The sequence below is a fragment of the Catenulispora pinisilvae genome (assembly GCF_015356865.1).
Lineage (GTDB): Bacteria > Actinomycetota > Actinomycetes > Streptomycetales > Catenulisporaceae > Catenulispora > Catenulispora pinisilvae.
Map to the genome: position 1 here is coordinate 1 of NZ_JAAFZA010000104.1, position 13,953 is coordinate 13,953.

17 protein-coding genes and 1 tRNA gene are annotated in these 13,953 nt (G+C 68.5%); 7 read left to right on the plus strand and 11 right to left on the minus strand.

All coding sequences use genetic code 11. From position 1 onward, the window contains the following. The coding region (locus tag IZR01_RS54400; protein ID WP_438939703.1) for an aquaporin at positions 1-94 on the minus strand (94 nt) is incomplete at its 3' end. Positions 95-186: 92 nt separating this feature from the next. Between IZR01_RS54400 and IZR01_RS26110 the strand changes: the two genes are divergently transcribed. After that, positions 187-277: transfer RNA gene (locus IZR01_RS26110), tRNA-Ser, on the plus strand. Positions 278-849: 572 nt separating this feature from the next. Then, entirely contained in the window at positions 850-2,094 is a 1,245-nt protein-coding gene (locus IZR01_RS50985; RefSeq protein WP_228554457.1) for a plasmid pRiA4b ORF-3 family protein, read from the plus strand. A 215-nt stretch (positions 2,095-2,309) separates the two neighbouring features. Here IZR01_RS50985 and IZR01_RS26120 read toward each other — a convergent pair whose 3' ends face one another. Both IZR01_RS26120 and IZR01_RS26125 read right to left on the minus strand, forming a co-directional pair. After that, the gene (locus IZR01_RS26120) at positions 2,310-2,708 is read right to left on the minus strand and encodes a hypothetical protein (RefSeq protein ID WP_194925374.1); all 399 of its coding nucleotides are present in this window, start codon (positions 2,706-2,708) and stop codon (positions 2,310-2,312) included. Between the two features lie 27 nt (positions 2,709-2,735). After that, positions 2,736-2,951, minus strand: a complete 216-nt coding sequence (locus tag IZR01_RS26125; protein ID WP_194925375.1) for a hypothetical protein — start codon at positions 2,949-2,951, stop codon at positions 2,736-2,738. Between the two features lie 130 nt (positions 2,952-3,081). On the opposite strand from IZR01_RS26125, the gene IZR01_RS26130 reads away from it, so the two are divergent. Further along, positions 3,082-3,861: a helix-turn-helix domain-containing protein gene (locus IZR01_RS26130; protein WP_194925376.1), complete on the plus strand. Its 780-nt coding sequence runs from the start codon at positions 3,082-3,084 to the stop codon at positions 3,859-3,861. A gap of 21 nt (positions 3,862-3,882) precedes the next feature. Here IZR01_RS26130 and IZR01_RS26135 read toward each other — a convergent pair whose 3' ends face one another. The 3 genes from IZR01_RS26135 to IZR01_RS26145 all read right to left on the minus strand — a co-directional run bounded on the left by IZR01_RS26135 (position 3,883) and on the right by IZR01_RS26145 (position 5,766). Further along, the gene (locus tag IZR01_RS26135) at positions 3,883-5,112 is read right to left on the minus strand and encodes a hypothetical protein (protein ID WP_194925377.1); all 1,230 of its coding nucleotides are present in this window, start codon (positions 5,110-5,112) and stop codon (positions 3,883-3,885) included. Positions 5,113-5,218: 106 nt separating this feature from the next. Then, positions 5,219-5,518, minus strand: coding sequence for a toxin (locus tag IZR01_RS26140; RefSeq protein ID WP_194893832.1), 300 nt, complete (start codon positions 5,516-5,518; stop codon positions 5,219-5,221). Then, the gene (locus tag IZR01_RS26145; protein WP_194893833.1) at positions 5,515-5,766 is read right to left on the minus strand and encodes an antitoxin; all 252 of its coding nucleotides are present in this window, start codon (positions 5,764-5,766) and stop codon (positions 5,515-5,517) included. The genes IZR01_RS26140 and IZR01_RS26145 overlap by 4 nt, the downstream gene beginning before the upstream one ends. A 269-nt stretch (positions 5,767-6,035) precedes the next feature. Between IZR01_RS26145 and IZR01_RS26150 the strand changes: the two genes are divergently transcribed. From IZR01_RS26150 to IZR01_RS26160, 3 genes are all read left to right on the plus strand, one after another. Then, entirely contained in the window at positions 6,036-6,377 is a 342-nt protein-coding gene (locus tag IZR01_RS26150; RefSeq protein WP_194925378.1) for a helix-turn-helix domain-containing protein, read from the plus strand. Between the two features lie 167 nt (positions 6,378-6,544). Then, the gene (locus IZR01_RS26155) at positions 6,545-7,069 is read left to right on the plus strand and encodes a hypothetical protein (protein ID WP_194925379.1); all 525 of its coding nucleotides are present in this window, start codon (positions 6,545-6,547) and stop codon (positions 7,067-7,069) included. A gap of 140 nt (positions 7,070-7,209) precedes the next feature. Continuing rightward, entirely contained in the window at positions 7,210-8,841 is a 1,632-nt protein-coding gene (locus IZR01_RS26160; RefSeq protein ID WP_194925380.1) for a phospholipase C, read from the plus strand. Between the two features lie 52 nt (positions 8,842-8,893). Here IZR01_RS26160 and IZR01_RS26165 read toward each other — a convergent pair whose 3' ends face one another. The 5 genes from IZR01_RS26165 to IZR01_RS26185 form a co-directional block, all read right to left on the minus strand. After that, positions 8,894-10,006: a carbon-nitrogen hydrolase family protein gene (locus IZR01_RS26165; protein ID WP_194925381.1), complete on the minus strand. Its 1,113-nt coding sequence runs from the start codon at positions 10,004-10,006 to the stop codon at positions 8,894-8,896. Between the two features lie 194 nt (positions 10,007-10,200). Next, positions 10,201-11,439, minus strand: coding sequence for an NAD(P)/FAD-dependent oxidoreductase (locus IZR01_RS26170; RefSeq protein WP_194925382.1), 1,239 nt, complete (start codon positions 11,437-11,439; stop codon positions 10,201-10,203). After that, positions 11,432-11,620: a rubredoxin gene (locus IZR01_RS26175; RefSeq protein ID WP_194925383.1), complete on the minus strand. Its 189-nt coding sequence runs from the start codon at positions 11,618-11,620 to the stop codon at positions 11,432-11,434. Before IZR01_RS26175 ends, IZR01_RS26170 begins: the two co-directional genes overlap by 8 nt. Before the next feature lie 4 nt (positions 11,621-11,624). After that, positions 11,625-11,795 (minus strand): rubredoxin, encoded by a 171-nt coding sequence (locus IZR01_RS26180; RefSeq protein ID WP_194925384.1) that lies wholly within the window; start codon positions 11,793-11,795, stop codon positions 11,625-11,627. Then, positions 11,792-12,961 carry an alkane 1-monooxygenase gene (locus tag IZR01_RS26185; protein WP_194893841.1) on the minus strand — a complete coding sequence of 390 codons (1,170 nt, stop codon included), beginning with the start codon at positions 12,959-12,961 and terminating at the stop codon, positions 11,792-11,794. The genes IZR01_RS26180 and IZR01_RS26185 overlap by 4 nt, the downstream gene beginning before the upstream one ends. A gap of 111 nt (positions 12,962-13,072) precedes the next feature. Here IZR01_RS26185 and IZR01_RS26190 point away from each other — a divergent pair, with 111 nt between their 5' ends. After that, entirely contained in the window at positions 13,073-13,669 is a 597-nt protein-coding gene (locus IZR01_RS26190; protein ID WP_194893842.1) for a TetR/AcrR family transcriptional regulator, read from the plus strand. Positions 13,670-13,953 lie beyond the last annotated feature (284 nt).

Sequence of the window (13,953 nt, forward strand, 5' to 3'; positions counted from 1 at the left end):
CCAGGGCCCGCGCCGGGTTCACCGAGGTGCCGGTCAGCGGGATGCCGATCAGGTGGATCGCGGTCAGCGAGGCGCCGATCGCGATGCCGGCCACCGGCTTGTCGCCCTTGCCGTGGGTGGTCCCCAGTGACCGGGTACGCTATCGGCGACCGTACAACAGCCGGTGATCCGGCGGTTGTGGGTTTTGGAGGCGTCGCCTAGTCCGGTCTATGGCGCCGCACTGCTAATGCGGTTTGGGGCTTAAACCCCATCGAGAGTTCAAATCTCTCCGCCTCCGCCGTCGGTCGGGTGTTCGAGTGAACGCCCGATCTCTTCCTTTTCCGCACAGCGAGTTCCCAGGTCAAGGCTTCACGGCCACGTTCCCTGGAGCGACTCGGCGCTCTGCGGAGATGGACTCGAACGCCGTTCGGAACGGTGTTCGCGGCAAGGGCGTGACAACGGAACATGCCATTTCGCCGGGGAGCGGTCGTCCGTGCAGGTCATCATGCTGATGAGTTCAAATCCTCGGCATTTGCGAGCCGTTGCGCGCGGCTCGTTGTCGTCGGGCCGCGCCTGTCGTGTTGCTCTCGGGTTGTCGATGGTGTGGCTGGGTCAGTGCGTGGTGTAGAGCTGTTGGTCGACGGCGTTGATGACGGTCTCGACGTGACGGTGACGCCCTTGATCGTGTCGGTCAGGGTCTTGAAATGCTGGGTTGAGCCGTCTCAGGCTGACGTAACGGCCGGGCACCGGTCTGACCGCCGACCGAGTGACGGTGTGAAGCGGGCAGGTGCCTTCGTGAGGACGTGCAACGATGGCGATGTGAGTGGAATGCCAGATGACGCGGGGCCGGATGAGATTGCTCCGACTCTGTTGGAGCAGGTCCAGGCGCTCGTGGAGTGGATCGGCGCCGGGCGCAAGTTGACCCAGACCGGGCGGCTCACCTTGGCTGACGCCCGTAAGCTCGTGCCGCTGCTGGGCACCGCCGACCGGATCGATCCGGTGGTTGGCGGCCGGGTGTACCGCACCCAGTCCAGCCAGGAGTTGCCGAGGCTGAATCTGTTGGTCGAGTGGGCCAAGGCCGCTGGGCTCATCCGTGTCGTCGTCGGCCGGTTGGTGCCGGTGAGGAAGAACGCGAAGCTGCTGTCCGAGTCGGAGCGGCTGCGCGCGGCGTTGTTCGAGGCGTTCGCCAAAATTCCGGCGGAGGCGGTGGTGCCGTCCAGGTGGATCACGTCGCTGGTGCTGCCGGCTTTCCGGCAGGCGTGTACGGAGCTGAAATTCTTGCTCGGTTCCGGCGATTGGGTTCTGCTCGGAGTGTTGCAGAGCGCTGTGTGGGGCGATCTCGCCCCGCGGTTCGTCCTGGATCATCTGGACAGAGAGCGGTTGGACCGGTTGCGCGAGATCACCGCTCGTGACACCGCCCACATCGTGGCGCTGTGGCGTGCTCTGGGAGCGATCGAAGACGACGAAGGACGCGTCCGGTTGTCCGGGACGGTGCTGGGCGCCGTAATGGCCGCGCGTGATGGTACCGAACCCGGCGAGGAACTGTTCCAAGTGCGCGTGACGCTCGATGACACCGATCCGCAGGTGTGGCGGCGGGTGCTGGTGCCGGCATCGATCCGGTTGGACCGGCTGCACGGGGTGCTGCAGGCGGCGCTGGGTTGGACCGACTCGCACCTGCACGTGTTCATCGTCGGCGAAGCGCGCTATGGCTGGCGTGATCCGGACTTCGACGAGGACATCGCCGCCGAGGACACCGTTCGCCTGGCCGATATCGCCGGGGCCGGAACGGTCGTCGGGTATGAATACGACTTCGGCGACGGCTGGGAGCACGAGATCCTCGTCGAGGCCGTGGTGCCTGCCGAGTCCGGCATCGTGTACCCGCGTTGCGTTGACGGGGCGGCTGCGTGCCCGCCGGAGGACTGCGGCGGCACCTGGGGCTATCGCGACCTGCGCGAGACCCTGGCGGACCCGGGCGCCGCAGATCACCAGGAGATGCTGGACTGGCTCGGGATCGAGTACGCCGGTCAGTTCGATCCGGCGGCCTTCGACGTGGATGCCGCAAACCGCCGGATCGCCGCAGACTGGATCACGCGCGGCACGCGTGGGCGAGGCTGATGCCTGGGCTGGTCATGACCAGGTGCGATCGGCGGGATCCCACGTGTGGCTGGTCGTGGTGCCGTACAACAGCGTCGGCGATGGCCGGTCGGCTGTCGCCGGTCAGGCGGTGAGCACGTCCCGGTTGAGCCGCCAACCAAGTGGGCCCGCGGCGTTTTCGAGGATCAGCCCGGCGGTAGCCAGGCGGTTGGTAGCAGCAGTGACGGCGTCGGGGCTCAGCCCGGTGGTTCCGGCGATCTCGGAAGTGGTGAGCGGGTGGTGGACCCCGGTCCCATGCGTCGGGGTCGGTGGCAGTGGCTGCGGTGATGCAGCTCGCGGCGGCGTTGCAGGGCGTGGAATACGGCGTCGATCTCGATCCACTCGCCGACTAGCAGATCGGCCAGACCGAGCGCGACGGCCGAGCGCCGTTTCGTCGCGGCGGTCAGCGTGGCGGTCTTGCGTTGTCCCTTGATCGCGTCGATGCGGGAGAACTCGTCAATAGGCGCTTTCGTCAGCCACTTGCCCCACAGCGTTCCGAGGACGGGGTAGTCAGGGGCCGCCATGACGGCACGGCCGCGGGATGTGGGCCGCAGCCGGGTGCCGGACAGCGTCGCGAGCCCGCCGGCCTGGAGCACCAGTGGCCAGGTGAATGCCGCGATACGTTAGTCGACGGGAGAGGAGTAGAAGTCGCCGCCATCCAGCGATGCGGCGAGGATGGTGATGCTGGCCGCGCTCGGCCGCTTCGTCTTCTCGCTGCACTTGATCCGGCCTTGGTCTGCCAGGCTCAGGGCAGTGACCAGGTTCGACAACGCCGCGTGCGCGGTTTCGCGGACTGTGGTTCCGCAGTCGGGATCGAGGCTGTGGCCGGTGTGTTTCACGGCCTTGAACTTTACCGGCGCGTATGAGGTGGACATTTGGCGGTGTCACGAGGTGCCGCCGCTCACTCCCTTTGAGTGACTGCCGAAGGGCGGGCAGACGAGGAACAAGCGACGGCCTAACCTGGCAGACATGGACGACGTGCGCATTGCTGAGAAGGCCAGGTCCCTGCGTCAAGACGGCATGGCACCGAAGGCGATTGCCCGTGCGCTCGGCCTGAGTGTCGCCGATGTGGTCGCGGCGCTGAACGATGCGGTGCCGACCGGCGGTGGCGACGAGCCGCAGTGCTGGGTCAGCGCGGGCTGGAGCTTCGGCCTCGGCTTGGATGGCGCGCCGGACTGGGTCGGCTACGACCGTCCGAGCGCCGATGCCGAGCGGGGCGGACTGGTTGCGGTCTTGGTCGCCAGACACCGCGAGCATGCCAGCAAGGCACTGGTTGTCGGGTTTCTGCTGGATGTGTGGTGCCTGGGAATCAAGGACGCGCACCCCGGTGAGGCGATGTCCCACACTGAGCTGGCAGAGTTCCGGCAGCTGTACTTCAACACCTTCGAGTCGTATCTCCAAGTCCCGGCCGCGCTGGCGCGTGACCTGGTTTTCGGATCCGTCGCGTACGCCCGCGGCCTGGGCTTCGAACCACATGAGGATTTCGAGGCTGCTGCAGATGTACTCGGCCTTTCGCAGGATGAGTCGCCGATCCGCTTCGGCCGCGACGGGCAGCCGTTCTACATGGACGGGCCCTACGACGATCCAGGATTCGTCCTACGGACTTTGAAACGGACCGTCGGCGACGGCAACTTCGGGTACGTCGTCGAAGCTTCGGAGATTCCTCGTAGCCGCCTACCTAGTGGCGGGACCAGCCCTGGCCGCGCCAAGCGGCGGGGCATCACGCCAAGTGTCGACCCCGGTAGCTGAGGAGCGCCTTCCGTATTCAGTTCACGTCCGGGCCCTGAGAAGTTCTGCGAGGCGTGTGCCCGTGACGGTGATACTGGGCGTCGGCTCACGGTCGAAGAACTCCGGCTTCTTGCGTGCCAGCAGCGTCTCACCGTCACAAGTCCAGGAGAATCCGGGTTTGCCGAGGAGCGCGGCGAAGACCTGGTCGACAGTGTCCGGGTACTGCGCGGCCAGGCGTCGGATCAGATGCGGCGGGACGGTCTCGTCGTTGAGGAAGTCCTTGAGCCGGGCCAGCAGCGCCCGCGAGAGCTGGTCGGCGGGGACGGTGAACGGTTTGGCCACGGCCGCGAACTCGGCGAAGTAGCTCAGGCCCTCGGCCTCGTGGTAGACGACGGCGAGGCTTTCCGCATCCAAGATCTCGTCGGGAAGCGATACGAGGTCCTCCGGGCCGGGTCCGGCGAGGTCGTCGGCTCCGGCTGCCGGGTGCGCCTCCTCGATCAGTCGCTGCCTTTCCCGTCGGAAGGCCAGTAGCAGTTCGCGCATCTCCGTCGGGGTCCCGACCACGAAGTCGGCGCCGGCGACTTCGAGGAACGTCGCGCGTTCCTCGGCCTGCATCTCCCATGCCTTGGTGACCAGCGCGGTGTTGCGTCGCATCGCGCGTGGGCCGGCCATGCCGGTCTGCATCGCGGACTGCGCCATGACCGGGCCGGCGTCGGGGCCGAACAGGGACTGCGGGCCGGAGAACAGCCACATGTCGTATTCGGCGTGTGCTGGGACGATGCGGGTGACGGCGAACGAGCCCGGGGTCATCGGTGCTACTGCGTCCGGTCCGTTGGTGGCCCATGTCGGGTACAGCAGATCGTCCAGCAGGTTGTGCAGCAGGACCCCACCGCCCTCCAGGTGCTCCCGAACCTCGAAGATGCTCTCCACGACGTCCTGCCAGCCCAACAGAATCGCCTTCTGCTCATCGTCGAACGGCGGGCGGTGCTGCTCGGCGAAACGCTGCACGATCGTGGTCCCATCGTGAAGCTTGGTCTCCAGCGCCAGCTGGTCGATCGCGGCCATCGCAGAGCGTTCGTCCAGGCCATGGCGCCGGTCGGTGGCCCGGCGCATCGCGGTATTCACCTGTTTGGAGAAGCGCGGCTGCCAGACGTATTCGACCAGTCCCTCTTTCAGATCCCCGCATACCTCGACCAGCCGCTCGACGACGTCGGCCGGCGGCATTCGCAAAGCCTCGACGTCGGGTCCGGTCCACTGCTCGTCTGCGCTCATGACCAGTCTTCGCTCTTTTCCTTCAGTAGTTCCTCGATGCGCATCCTTCGCAGGCCCTACGACCGGAGCAGCGCCACAGCCTGCACGGCGGCCAACGTGGCGGATGTCAAGGCGCGATGAGCGCGGTCACCAGCCTGGCCGTTTGAGCGACCACGGGCGCTTCGGCGGTTCCCAGGTACTTGCCCAATGCGGAGGTCGGAAGCCAGTGGACGAGTTCGGGCAGCACGATGCCTTCAGGGGAGGGAATCTGCACAACAAACGCAGAGTCGTCGCGTAGATCCCCGGCGATGAAGGGACAGGCCAGCACTCGTCCTGTCTCCGCCTGGATGTGAGCCCAGTTGGAGACGACCATGACGAGGCGTCCGGTGGCGTCCGCCCGCTCGACGATGTCCCCCGGTCGAGTCACCGGCCGTCACTGCTTGGCGACTCTGTGGCGAGGGCAAGGTTGGCTTTGTAGAGGTCGTCGGCGTAGGCGTCGATGCCGAGAGCCGGAACAGTTCGCGTCTTGTAGTCGACGAGGACGCGGCGTAGATGGTCGGCCCGCAAGGTTCGTTCGATGTATTCCGACCGGTTGAGTCCAAGCGCTGCGGCGTCTGCATCGGCGTTGGCGAGCACGTCGGACTCTATCGTCGCTGAGATCTTCTCTTTGGCCATACGCCTATCATACTGAAGGTAGGACGTAGAGTGGGATATGGGGTCTGCCAAACGGGTGTGCCCCCGCGTGGTCGAAAACCTCTTCCTGCTCGCCCGCTGGCGCCAGCCCTGGCCTGGGCTCTGGGCGGGGCCTTGCGGAACTGCGATTCGTTCTAGGCCATGACGGGCAGGCGGTACAGGTCACCTAGTGGCTGGCCTCGGACCGCCGGATCGTAGAACCATCAGGTCCACAACGCCTACACCCGCGACATTGAGGAAGGAGGGCTGGGATGAGCCACACCCGCTGGAATACCGCCCGCGAACGACGACTTCGCGAAGGCATCTCAGAGCCCGCAGAGGTGTCCGCCACTCGCTGGGAGATAAAGCTGGCATTCGACGTCGGCCAGGCCGTCCACGACCGGCGCACCGCGCTCGGCCTGAGCCAGTCCGAACTCGCGGCCCGCGCCGGCATGACCCAGCCGCAGGTCTCCAAACTCGAACTCGGCGGTACCGTTCCCACTCTGCCGCTGCTGGCCTGCCTGGCCAAGGCGCTGGACACCACATTGAACATCGCCATAGACGACGACGCCACCGCGATGACGTTCACACCCCACCGCGCAGACGCCGCCTGATTCGTGCACTGACCGCCGTAGGTCGCCGCGGGATCGAGAGGGTTGCGTAGTGGCAGACCACCATGCTGGCTGTGGCGATTCGCTGAGGGCGTCGACAACCAACGCGACCACCGTCCATCGGTGGCTGCCGGAGCCACGCTGAGTGCGACTTCGCCGGCAAGTACCAGGTGCTCGCCGAGCTGACCCGGCGCGCGGTGGACCGCGGCCACGTGGCCGCCGAACCCTGGCTCGCTTCCTCCGGCGATCTGCGCGAGACCGTTCGGCACGGCGTCAGCGAAGGCGCGAAGCTGTGGCGTGCCGAGGCCCCGGTGCTGCGGGCGGTGGTGGAGAACTGGCGTAGCGATGCGGAACTCGGCGAGCTGTGGCTGGGGCTGATGGGCGGCTTCACCGCCGTGACCGCGGAACGGATCACGGCAGACGGGCAAGCGGTGGGCCAGGCAGGTGGGCAAGGGGCCGGCCAGGCGGTCGGCCAGGCGGACGGGCAAGCGGTCGGCCAGCCGATCGGCCGGGCGGAAGGTTCTGAGCCCGGTGTCGACACCGGGAACCTGGCGGCCGCCCTGACCTGGCTCGGCGAGCGCTTGTACTACCTCGCGGCGATCGGCGTCGAACCCTTCGCCGACGAAGAGGCGCTGGTGGACGTCCTCACCCACATCTGGATGAGGGTCCTGCCTCCCGCTGAGGGCTCGGTCTAGGGCTAGGTCTAGGGCGAGGGCGTTCACCGGATCGTCGCCGACCCGACCGTTCGCGGGGCTTGTCAATACGCCGCGGGCGGTTAGGTTACGGACGCGTAGCGCAGCCATCGGTACCGTCTTCGTGTTCTGTGGAGGAACCCATGAGCGAGGAGTCCGCACGTCCGGAACAGCACGGCGTCAGTCGCCGCGAAGTGATCGCCGGATCGGCGGGGGCGCTCGGTGCCGCCGCGCTGGCCGGCGTCGGCTCGGCACAGGGCGGGCAGTCGCAGAGCGGGCAGTCGCACGGTGGGCAGCCCACTGACGCCCAGAAGAAGCTGCTGGACGCGGCCATGGCGGCGTCGGCGAGCGGCGCGGCCAGCCTGAGCGACGTCGAGCATGTCGTGGTCCTGATGCAGGAGAACCGCTCCTTCGACCAGTACTTCGGGACGCTGTCCGGCGTGCGGGGCTTCTCCGACCCGGCGGTGCCGACGCAGACGGTCGGCGGGACGACGTACCCGGTCTACGACCAGTTCGGTTTCGCGCCCGGCATCGGCGCGTCCGGGACCGGCTACTTGCAGCCCTTCCGCCTGGTGAGCAACCCGCCGCTGGAGAACGGGCAGACCACCAACGACGTCTCGCACAGCTGGGCCACCCAGCACCAGAGCTGGAACGACGGCGCCATGGACGCCTTCATCACCGCGCACCTGGCTGCCGACGGCGCCACCAACGGCCCGGTGACCATGGGCTACTACACGCGCCAAGATCTTGCTTTCTACCATGCGCTGGCCGACGCCTTCACGATCTGCGACGGCTACCACTGCTCGGTGCTCGGCCCCACCGACCCCAACCGGCTGATGCTGATGTCGGCCTCGATCGACCCCGAGGGGACGCACGGCGGGCCGGTGGTGCAGACGTTCGGCAACCGGATCGCCGAGACCGGCAAGCTGAGCTGGGAGACGATGCCGGAGCGGCTGCTGGCGGCCGGGGTGGGCTGGAAGGTCTACAACGACCCGATCGGCCTGGCGGCGCTGAGTCCGTTGCCCTACTTCAAGAACTACGACGACCCGTTCTCCATCACCGGGCTGGAGCTGATCGGCCGCGGCCTGACGCCGAACTACCCGGCCGACTTCAAGGCCGACATCGCCGCCGGCAAGCTGCCGTCGGTGTCGTGGATCATCCCGCCGGTCGCGGAGTGCGAGCATCCGGCCGCGCCGCCGTATTACGGCGAGTACTTCGTGCAGCAGGTGTTGGCCGCGCTGGTGTCCAACCCGGACGTCTGGGCCCGCACGGTCGTGTTCGTGGTCTACGACGAGAACGGCGGCTTCTTCGACCACGTCACTCCGCCGACCGCGCCGCAGGGCACGGCCGGGGAGTGGCTGGCCACTCTGCCCTCGGCCGCCGGCGGCGTGGACGGCCCGATCGGCCTGGGTTTCCGCACCCCCGCGTTGGTGATCTCGCCGTTCAGCGCGGGCGGGTTCAAGTACTCGGGCACCCTGGACCACACCTCTGTGCTGCGCTTCATCGAGACCCGTTTCGGGGTCACGGTGCCGAACCTGTCCGACTGGCGCCGGGACGTGACCGGCGACTTCACCGGCGCGCTGAACCTGAGCGCGCCGGCGAACCCCGCGTTCCCGACGCTGCCGGTGGTCTCGATCGGCGACACGTCGGTGGCCGAGCAGGCGGTGCTCAACGCGCTGGCCGGGACGCTGGACGTCGGCATCCCGTATCCGCTGCCGACGTCGAACAGCATGCCGGTGCAGGAGAGCTCGCCTGCTCGGCCGGAGGTTCCGTAGCTAGAACGCAGAGCTAGAACGCGCAGCTAGTGTGCGAAGCCAGAACACGTAGCTAGAACGTGCTCCGTGCCTCACTCCGCGGATCCGCTACGACCCGGTGCTCCTCATACAGCCCGCCGCGGGCCTCCCGGCGCCAGGGCCGGGCGTAGCGGACCGCGATCTCGACGTCGGCCGCGCCGTCGTCGAGGTCGCCGACCACGACGGCCGGATCGGTGGACGCGGCGCAGCGCGCCAGCCACGTCCCGTCCGGCCCGAGCAAGCCCGAAGGCGCGATCGCGCCCAGCGACGCGGGCGCCGCGAACGCCACGCACAGGCTGTTCGCCGCCGCGAGCCCCTGGGCCTCGGTCGCGAAAGCCTTCGTCTGCTTCGACGGGTCCGTGCCGGTCGTCCCGAACAGCACGCAGTCCACGCCCTGTTGCTCGTACGCCGCGAACAGCTCCGGGTAGTGCACCTCCATCCCGAGCAGGCAGCCGAAGCGGACGCCGTCCACGTCGAACGTCACCGTCGTCGCGCCCGGGGCGTACATGTACGTCACCTTTGTCTTCGACAGCAGGCGCTCGTCGTACCGGGACGCCACCTCGCCGCGGTCGGAGATCACGTACAGGCTGTTGTGCGGCCGGTTCGGCGCGGTGAGCTGGTGCACGGCGCCGAGCACCGTCCACAGCCGCAGTTCGCCGGCCAGCCTCGCGACGGCGGTCAGCTCCTCTTGCAGGACGTCCCACGCGAAGCGGGACCAGTCCGAGGGGCCGACTTCGTCCGGGACCGAGGACATCAGCCGCTTGTTCGGTGCGCACATGGCACCCTCGGGGAAGAGGACCAGGCGCGCGCCGGCTCCGGCCGCCTCCCGCATCAGTCCCCGTACTTGCTCGCCGGCCGCCCGCAGGCCCGCGACGTCCCGCGGGTCGTCGATGAGCGAGGTCTGCGCCACCGCCACCCGGATCCGCTTCCCGCCGGCTCCGTTGCCGCCGCTACCGACGCCACCGCCGACATCCGCGCCGACACTCACGTCGACCATTCCCGTGCGCGAATTCGCGCCAGTTCGCTGTTCTGACACCTCAGCTCCTCCTGAAGCTGTACGGAAGTGCCGAAGCGCAGCGGTGTAGGACTCGCCGGTCTTGGCGGAGCGGGCACGTACCCGCTGTTTGAACCTTCTGTTCGCTGTCATCTTCGGCCTTCCACGCCCCGAGCGACGATCCCCCAGCGATCCGCCCGGAACGGCGGCACCTCGACAGCGACCTGAGACGGCGGGTCCCTTTGCCTCCGGTGTCAGGCCGTGCTGGGGACGGCCGTCGGAGGTTCGGCGTAGGTCACGCACCACCGATAATAGCGACTCGGCGCGGGTGTCAGAAGAGGGTCGGGCTAGTGCTGCGCGGCCAGGGCGAGTTGCCGGAGCGTGCGGAACTCTGTCGGACGGTTCATCGCCACGACGGCGGCCACCTTCCCGTCGAGCCGGAACACGACCGAAGCGTCGCGCGATTCGGGGTCGCCGTGCACCTCGTGCTCGGTGGCCAGCTCGGGACGTCCGCAGACCTGGATCGTCACGCCGTGTTGGTCGGACCAGGACCACGGAAGCAGTGGGTACGGCGTCGGGTCGCCGACGATCGTCTTGGCGACGGCAGTGCCCTGTTCCATCGCCTCGTTCCAGTGCTCGCCGCGACGGCGGCCGCCGTGGAGGAGGTCGGGGACGCTGGCCGCGTCGCCCGCTGCGAAGACGCCGGGGGCGGGGGTGCGGCCGTATTCGTCCACGACGATGCCGTTCGCGACGGGTAGGCCCGCGGCCTCGGCGAGGGCCGTCTCGGGGACCGTGCCGACGGCCGCGACCACGACGACGGCGGGCCATACGCGGCCATCGGCAGCGGTGACACTGAGTTTGCTGCGGGTGTGGCGCTCGATCCTCGCGACGCTGACGCCGGTGTGGATCTCGACGCCGCGGTCTTGGTGCAGCGTGGCCAGGGGGTCGGCGAGCCAGGCGGGGAGGATGCGGCTCATGGGGCGGTCGGCGGCTTCCAGGACCGAGACGGCGCAACCGAGCGCGCGGGCTGAGGCGGCGACTTCCAGGCCGACCAAGCCGCCGCCGATCACCACGACCGGGCCGCGGCTGGCCAGGGCTGAGGCGAGAGTGGTCGCCGAATGCAGGCTCCTGAGATAGTGCACGCCCGGGACCCCGGCAGCCTGAGGCAATGCGCGCGGACGACTTCCGGTGGCCAGGACGAGCTTTTGGTAGCCGAGGGCGGTGCCATCGGCGAGCGTGACCGTCGAGGCGTCGGTGTCGATCGCGGTCGCCGTGCTGCCGGTCCGCAGCTCGATCGCCTGCTCGGCCCAGAACGCGTCCGGCTTCAACCGAATGCGCTCGCTCTTCATCGTCCCGCGCAATACGTCCTTCGACAGCGGCGGCCGCCGATAAGGGGCCTCAGCCTCCGCCCCGACCAGCGTGATCCACCCCTGATACCCCTCCTTCCGCAGCGTCAGCGCGGCCGTGGCCCCCGCGATCCCGGCGCCGACTATCACCGCGTGCTCGGCGCGCTCAGGGTGTCCGGCGTGCTCGGTGTACTCGGGGTGATCGAAGTGCTCGATGTGCTCGGCTCCCGGCTCAGACACGGCTCGACTCGGCCATCGCGAAGTCGGCCTTGGCCGCGCCACAGTCCGGGCACGACCAGTCGTCCGGGATGTCCGCCCACCGCGTGCCCGGCGCGATGTCCTCCTCGGGCCAGCCCAGCGCCTCGTCGTAGACGAACCCGCAGACCTGGCACTCCCAGACTTTGTACGCTTCCTGATTCATAGCTCTATAGCTCTTCCCGCAGCTCGAAGTCGATCTTCTCCCGTACCCCGCAGTCCGGGCACGTCCAGTCGTCCGGCACCGCCTCCCATGCCGTGCCGGCCGGGAAGCCCTCGCGCGGGTCGCCCCGGCGCTCGTCGTAGCGGTAGTCGCAGACCGGGCACTGATAGGTGCTCATGCTTTCGCCGCCCCGTGGCGGGCCAGCAGCTTCTCCCGCTTGCGCGGCTGGAGGTTCGCCAGCCGCACGTCCCCGTCGAAGTGCGCCACCACTTTCGGGTCCATCACCCGGCGCCACAGCGGCGGTACGTAGGCCAGCACGATCATCGTCGCGTAGCCGCTGGGCAGTTCCGGCGCGTCGTCGAAGTGCCGCAGGGCCTGGTAGCGCCGGGTCGGGTTGGCGTGGTGGTCGCTGTGCCGCTGGAGGTGGTAGAGCAGCACGTTGGAGGCGATGTTGTTGCTGTTCCAGCTGTGCCGGGGCGCGCAGCGTTCGTAGCGTTCGCCGTTCTTCTGGCGGAGCAGGCCGTAGTGCTCCAGGTAGTTCACGACCTCCAGCAGCGAGAAGCCGAACACCGCCTGGACCAACAGATACGGCACGATCCGCACCCCGAACACGCCGATCAGCGTGCCGAACACCACGACCGACATCGCCCAGGCGTTGAGCACGTCGTTGCGCAGCGTCCACGGCTTACGGTCCGAGCGCTCCAGCCGCGCCTTCTCCAGGTGCCACCCGGAGCGGAAGCTCCCGGCGACCGAGCGCGGCCAGAAGCGGTAGAAGCTCTCGCCGAGCCGGGAGCTGGCCGGGTCCTCGGGGGTGGCCACGCGCACGTGGTGCCCGCGGTTGTGCTCGATGAAGAAGTGTCCGTACAAGGTCTGCGCCAGTGCCACCTTCGACAGCCAGCGTTCCAGATCGTCCTTTTTGTGGCCGAGTTCGTGCGCGGTGTTGATGCCGATGCCGCCGACCGTGCCGACGCTGGCCGCCAGGCCGATCGCGTCCAGGGTGTCGAGCCGGCCGGTGGACCACAGCCACGAGGCGGTCACCAGGCCCGCGTACTGCAACGGCAGGTACAGGTAGGTGCACCAGCGGTAGTAGCGCTGACCCTCCAGGAACGCCAGCACCGAGTCCGGCGGGTTGTCGGAGTCCTTGCCGATCGCCCAGTCGAAGAGCGGGAAGATCCCGAACACCAGGATCGGCCCGGCCCACCAGGCCAGGCCCAGGCCGGTGGCAGCGGCCAGGCCCCAGGCGATCCACGGGATCATCGGGACCAGCAGGCCCAGTGGCCACAGGTACTTCTTGCCGTCCCGCCAGGAGGACTCGGCGGGGCCGGACACGGCGATCGCCGTCATCATCCGCTCCCTCGTTCACCTTACAAAACAACGAGCAGTGTCCAGAAACTAGACAGAATCTCTAATAGTGTCAAGGAGTCGGGCCGTGCCGGTTGCCTACAATCACCAGGGATGACTCGCTACACCGAATCGATCCGCGCCAGCCTGCGCGATCGCGTGCTCGACGCCGCGTACGGCCTGGTCGCCGACGCCGGCTGGGGCGGCCTGCGGATGGCGCACGTCGCCGAGCGCGCCGGGGTGAGCCGGCAGACCTGCTACACCGAGTTCGGCAGCAAGGACGCGCTCGGTCAGGCGCTGGTGATGCGCGAGGTGGACCGGTTCCTGGACGGCATCCGCGAGGTGCTGGACGGGCACGGTCCGGACCTGCGCGCCGGCGTCACCGCGGGCGTGGAGTTCACGTTGCGCACCGCCGCCGACAACGAGCTGCTGAAGGCGGTGATCACCAGCCAGCGCGGCGGCGACGGCGAGCTGATGACGCACCTGACGACCCGGTCGGAGCCGCTGCTGGACACCGCGACCGCGATGCTCGGCGCGTATGCCGCGCACGCCTGGCCCGAGGTGGACGACTACTCGCGGGAGCTCGCGGTGGAGTGCGTGGTGCGGCTGACGGTCAGCAACATCGTGCAGCCGGTCGCCTCGCCGGAGGCGACGGCGGAGCGGATCGCGCGGATCGTGACGCGGGTGGCGTTGCTTGCGGAGCCGGAGTAGCCGGACTCGCGGGAGTCGGAGCAGCCGGGGTAGCCGGACTCGCCGGAACAGTCGGGGCAGCCGGAGTCGCGGCTTCGGAAGCGCAGCCGCCGGCCATTAGTCCGCTGCCGGCGATTAGTCCGCCGCATCCGGTTCGGCCGGCCCGTGGAGTGAACCGGCCGAGTGGACCTGCCGAGTGGACCTGCCGAGTGGGCAGGCCGAGTGGGCAGGCCGAGTGGACCGGCCGGTTAACCGAACTCCGGAACCTTCGTGTCTGCCCGCTGGGCACCGGGCAGTCGGTCGAT

Coding starts and splice junctions, on each gene's coding strand:
- IZR01_RS26130 (WP_194925376.1), top strand. CDS start 3,082: ATGGACGACGTGCGCATTGCTGAGAAGGCCAGGTCCCTGCGTCAAGAC.
- IZR01_RS26135 (WP_194925377.1), bottom strand. CDS start 5,112: ATGAGCGCAGACGAGCAGTGGACCGGACCCGACGTCGAGGCTTTGCGA.
- IZR01_RS26175 (WP_194925383.1), bottom strand. CDS start 11,620: ATGAATCAGGAAGCGTACAAAGTCTGGGAGTGCCAGGTCTGCGGGTTC.
- IZR01_RS26190 (WP_194893842.1), top strand. CDS start 13,073: ATGACTCGCTACACCGAATCGATCCGCGCCAGCCTGCGCGATCGCGTG.
- IZR01_RS26150 (WP_194925378.1), top strand. CDS start 6,036: ATGAGCCACACCCGCTGGAATACCGCCCGCGAACGACGACTTCGCGAA.
- IZR01_RS26180 (WP_194925384.1), bottom strand. CDS start 11,795: ATGAGCACCTATCAGTGCCCGGTCTGCGACTACCGCTACGACGAGCGC.
- IZR01_RS26185 (WP_194893841.1), bottom strand. CDS start 12,961: ATGACGGCGATCGCCGTGTCCGGCCCCGCCGAGTCCTCCTGGCGGGAC.
- IZR01_RS26160 (WP_194925380.1), top strand. CDS start 7,210: ATGAGCGAGGAGTCCGCACGTCCGGAACAGCACGGCGTCAGTCGCCGC.
- IZR01_RS26165 (WP_194925381.1), bottom strand. CDS start 10,006: ATGACAGCGAACAGAAGGTTCAAACAGCGGGTACGTGCCCGCTCCGCC.
- IZR01_RS26145 (WP_194893833.1), bottom strand. CDS start 5,766: ATGGCCAAAGAGAAGATCTCAGCGACGATAGAGTCCGACGTGCTCGCC.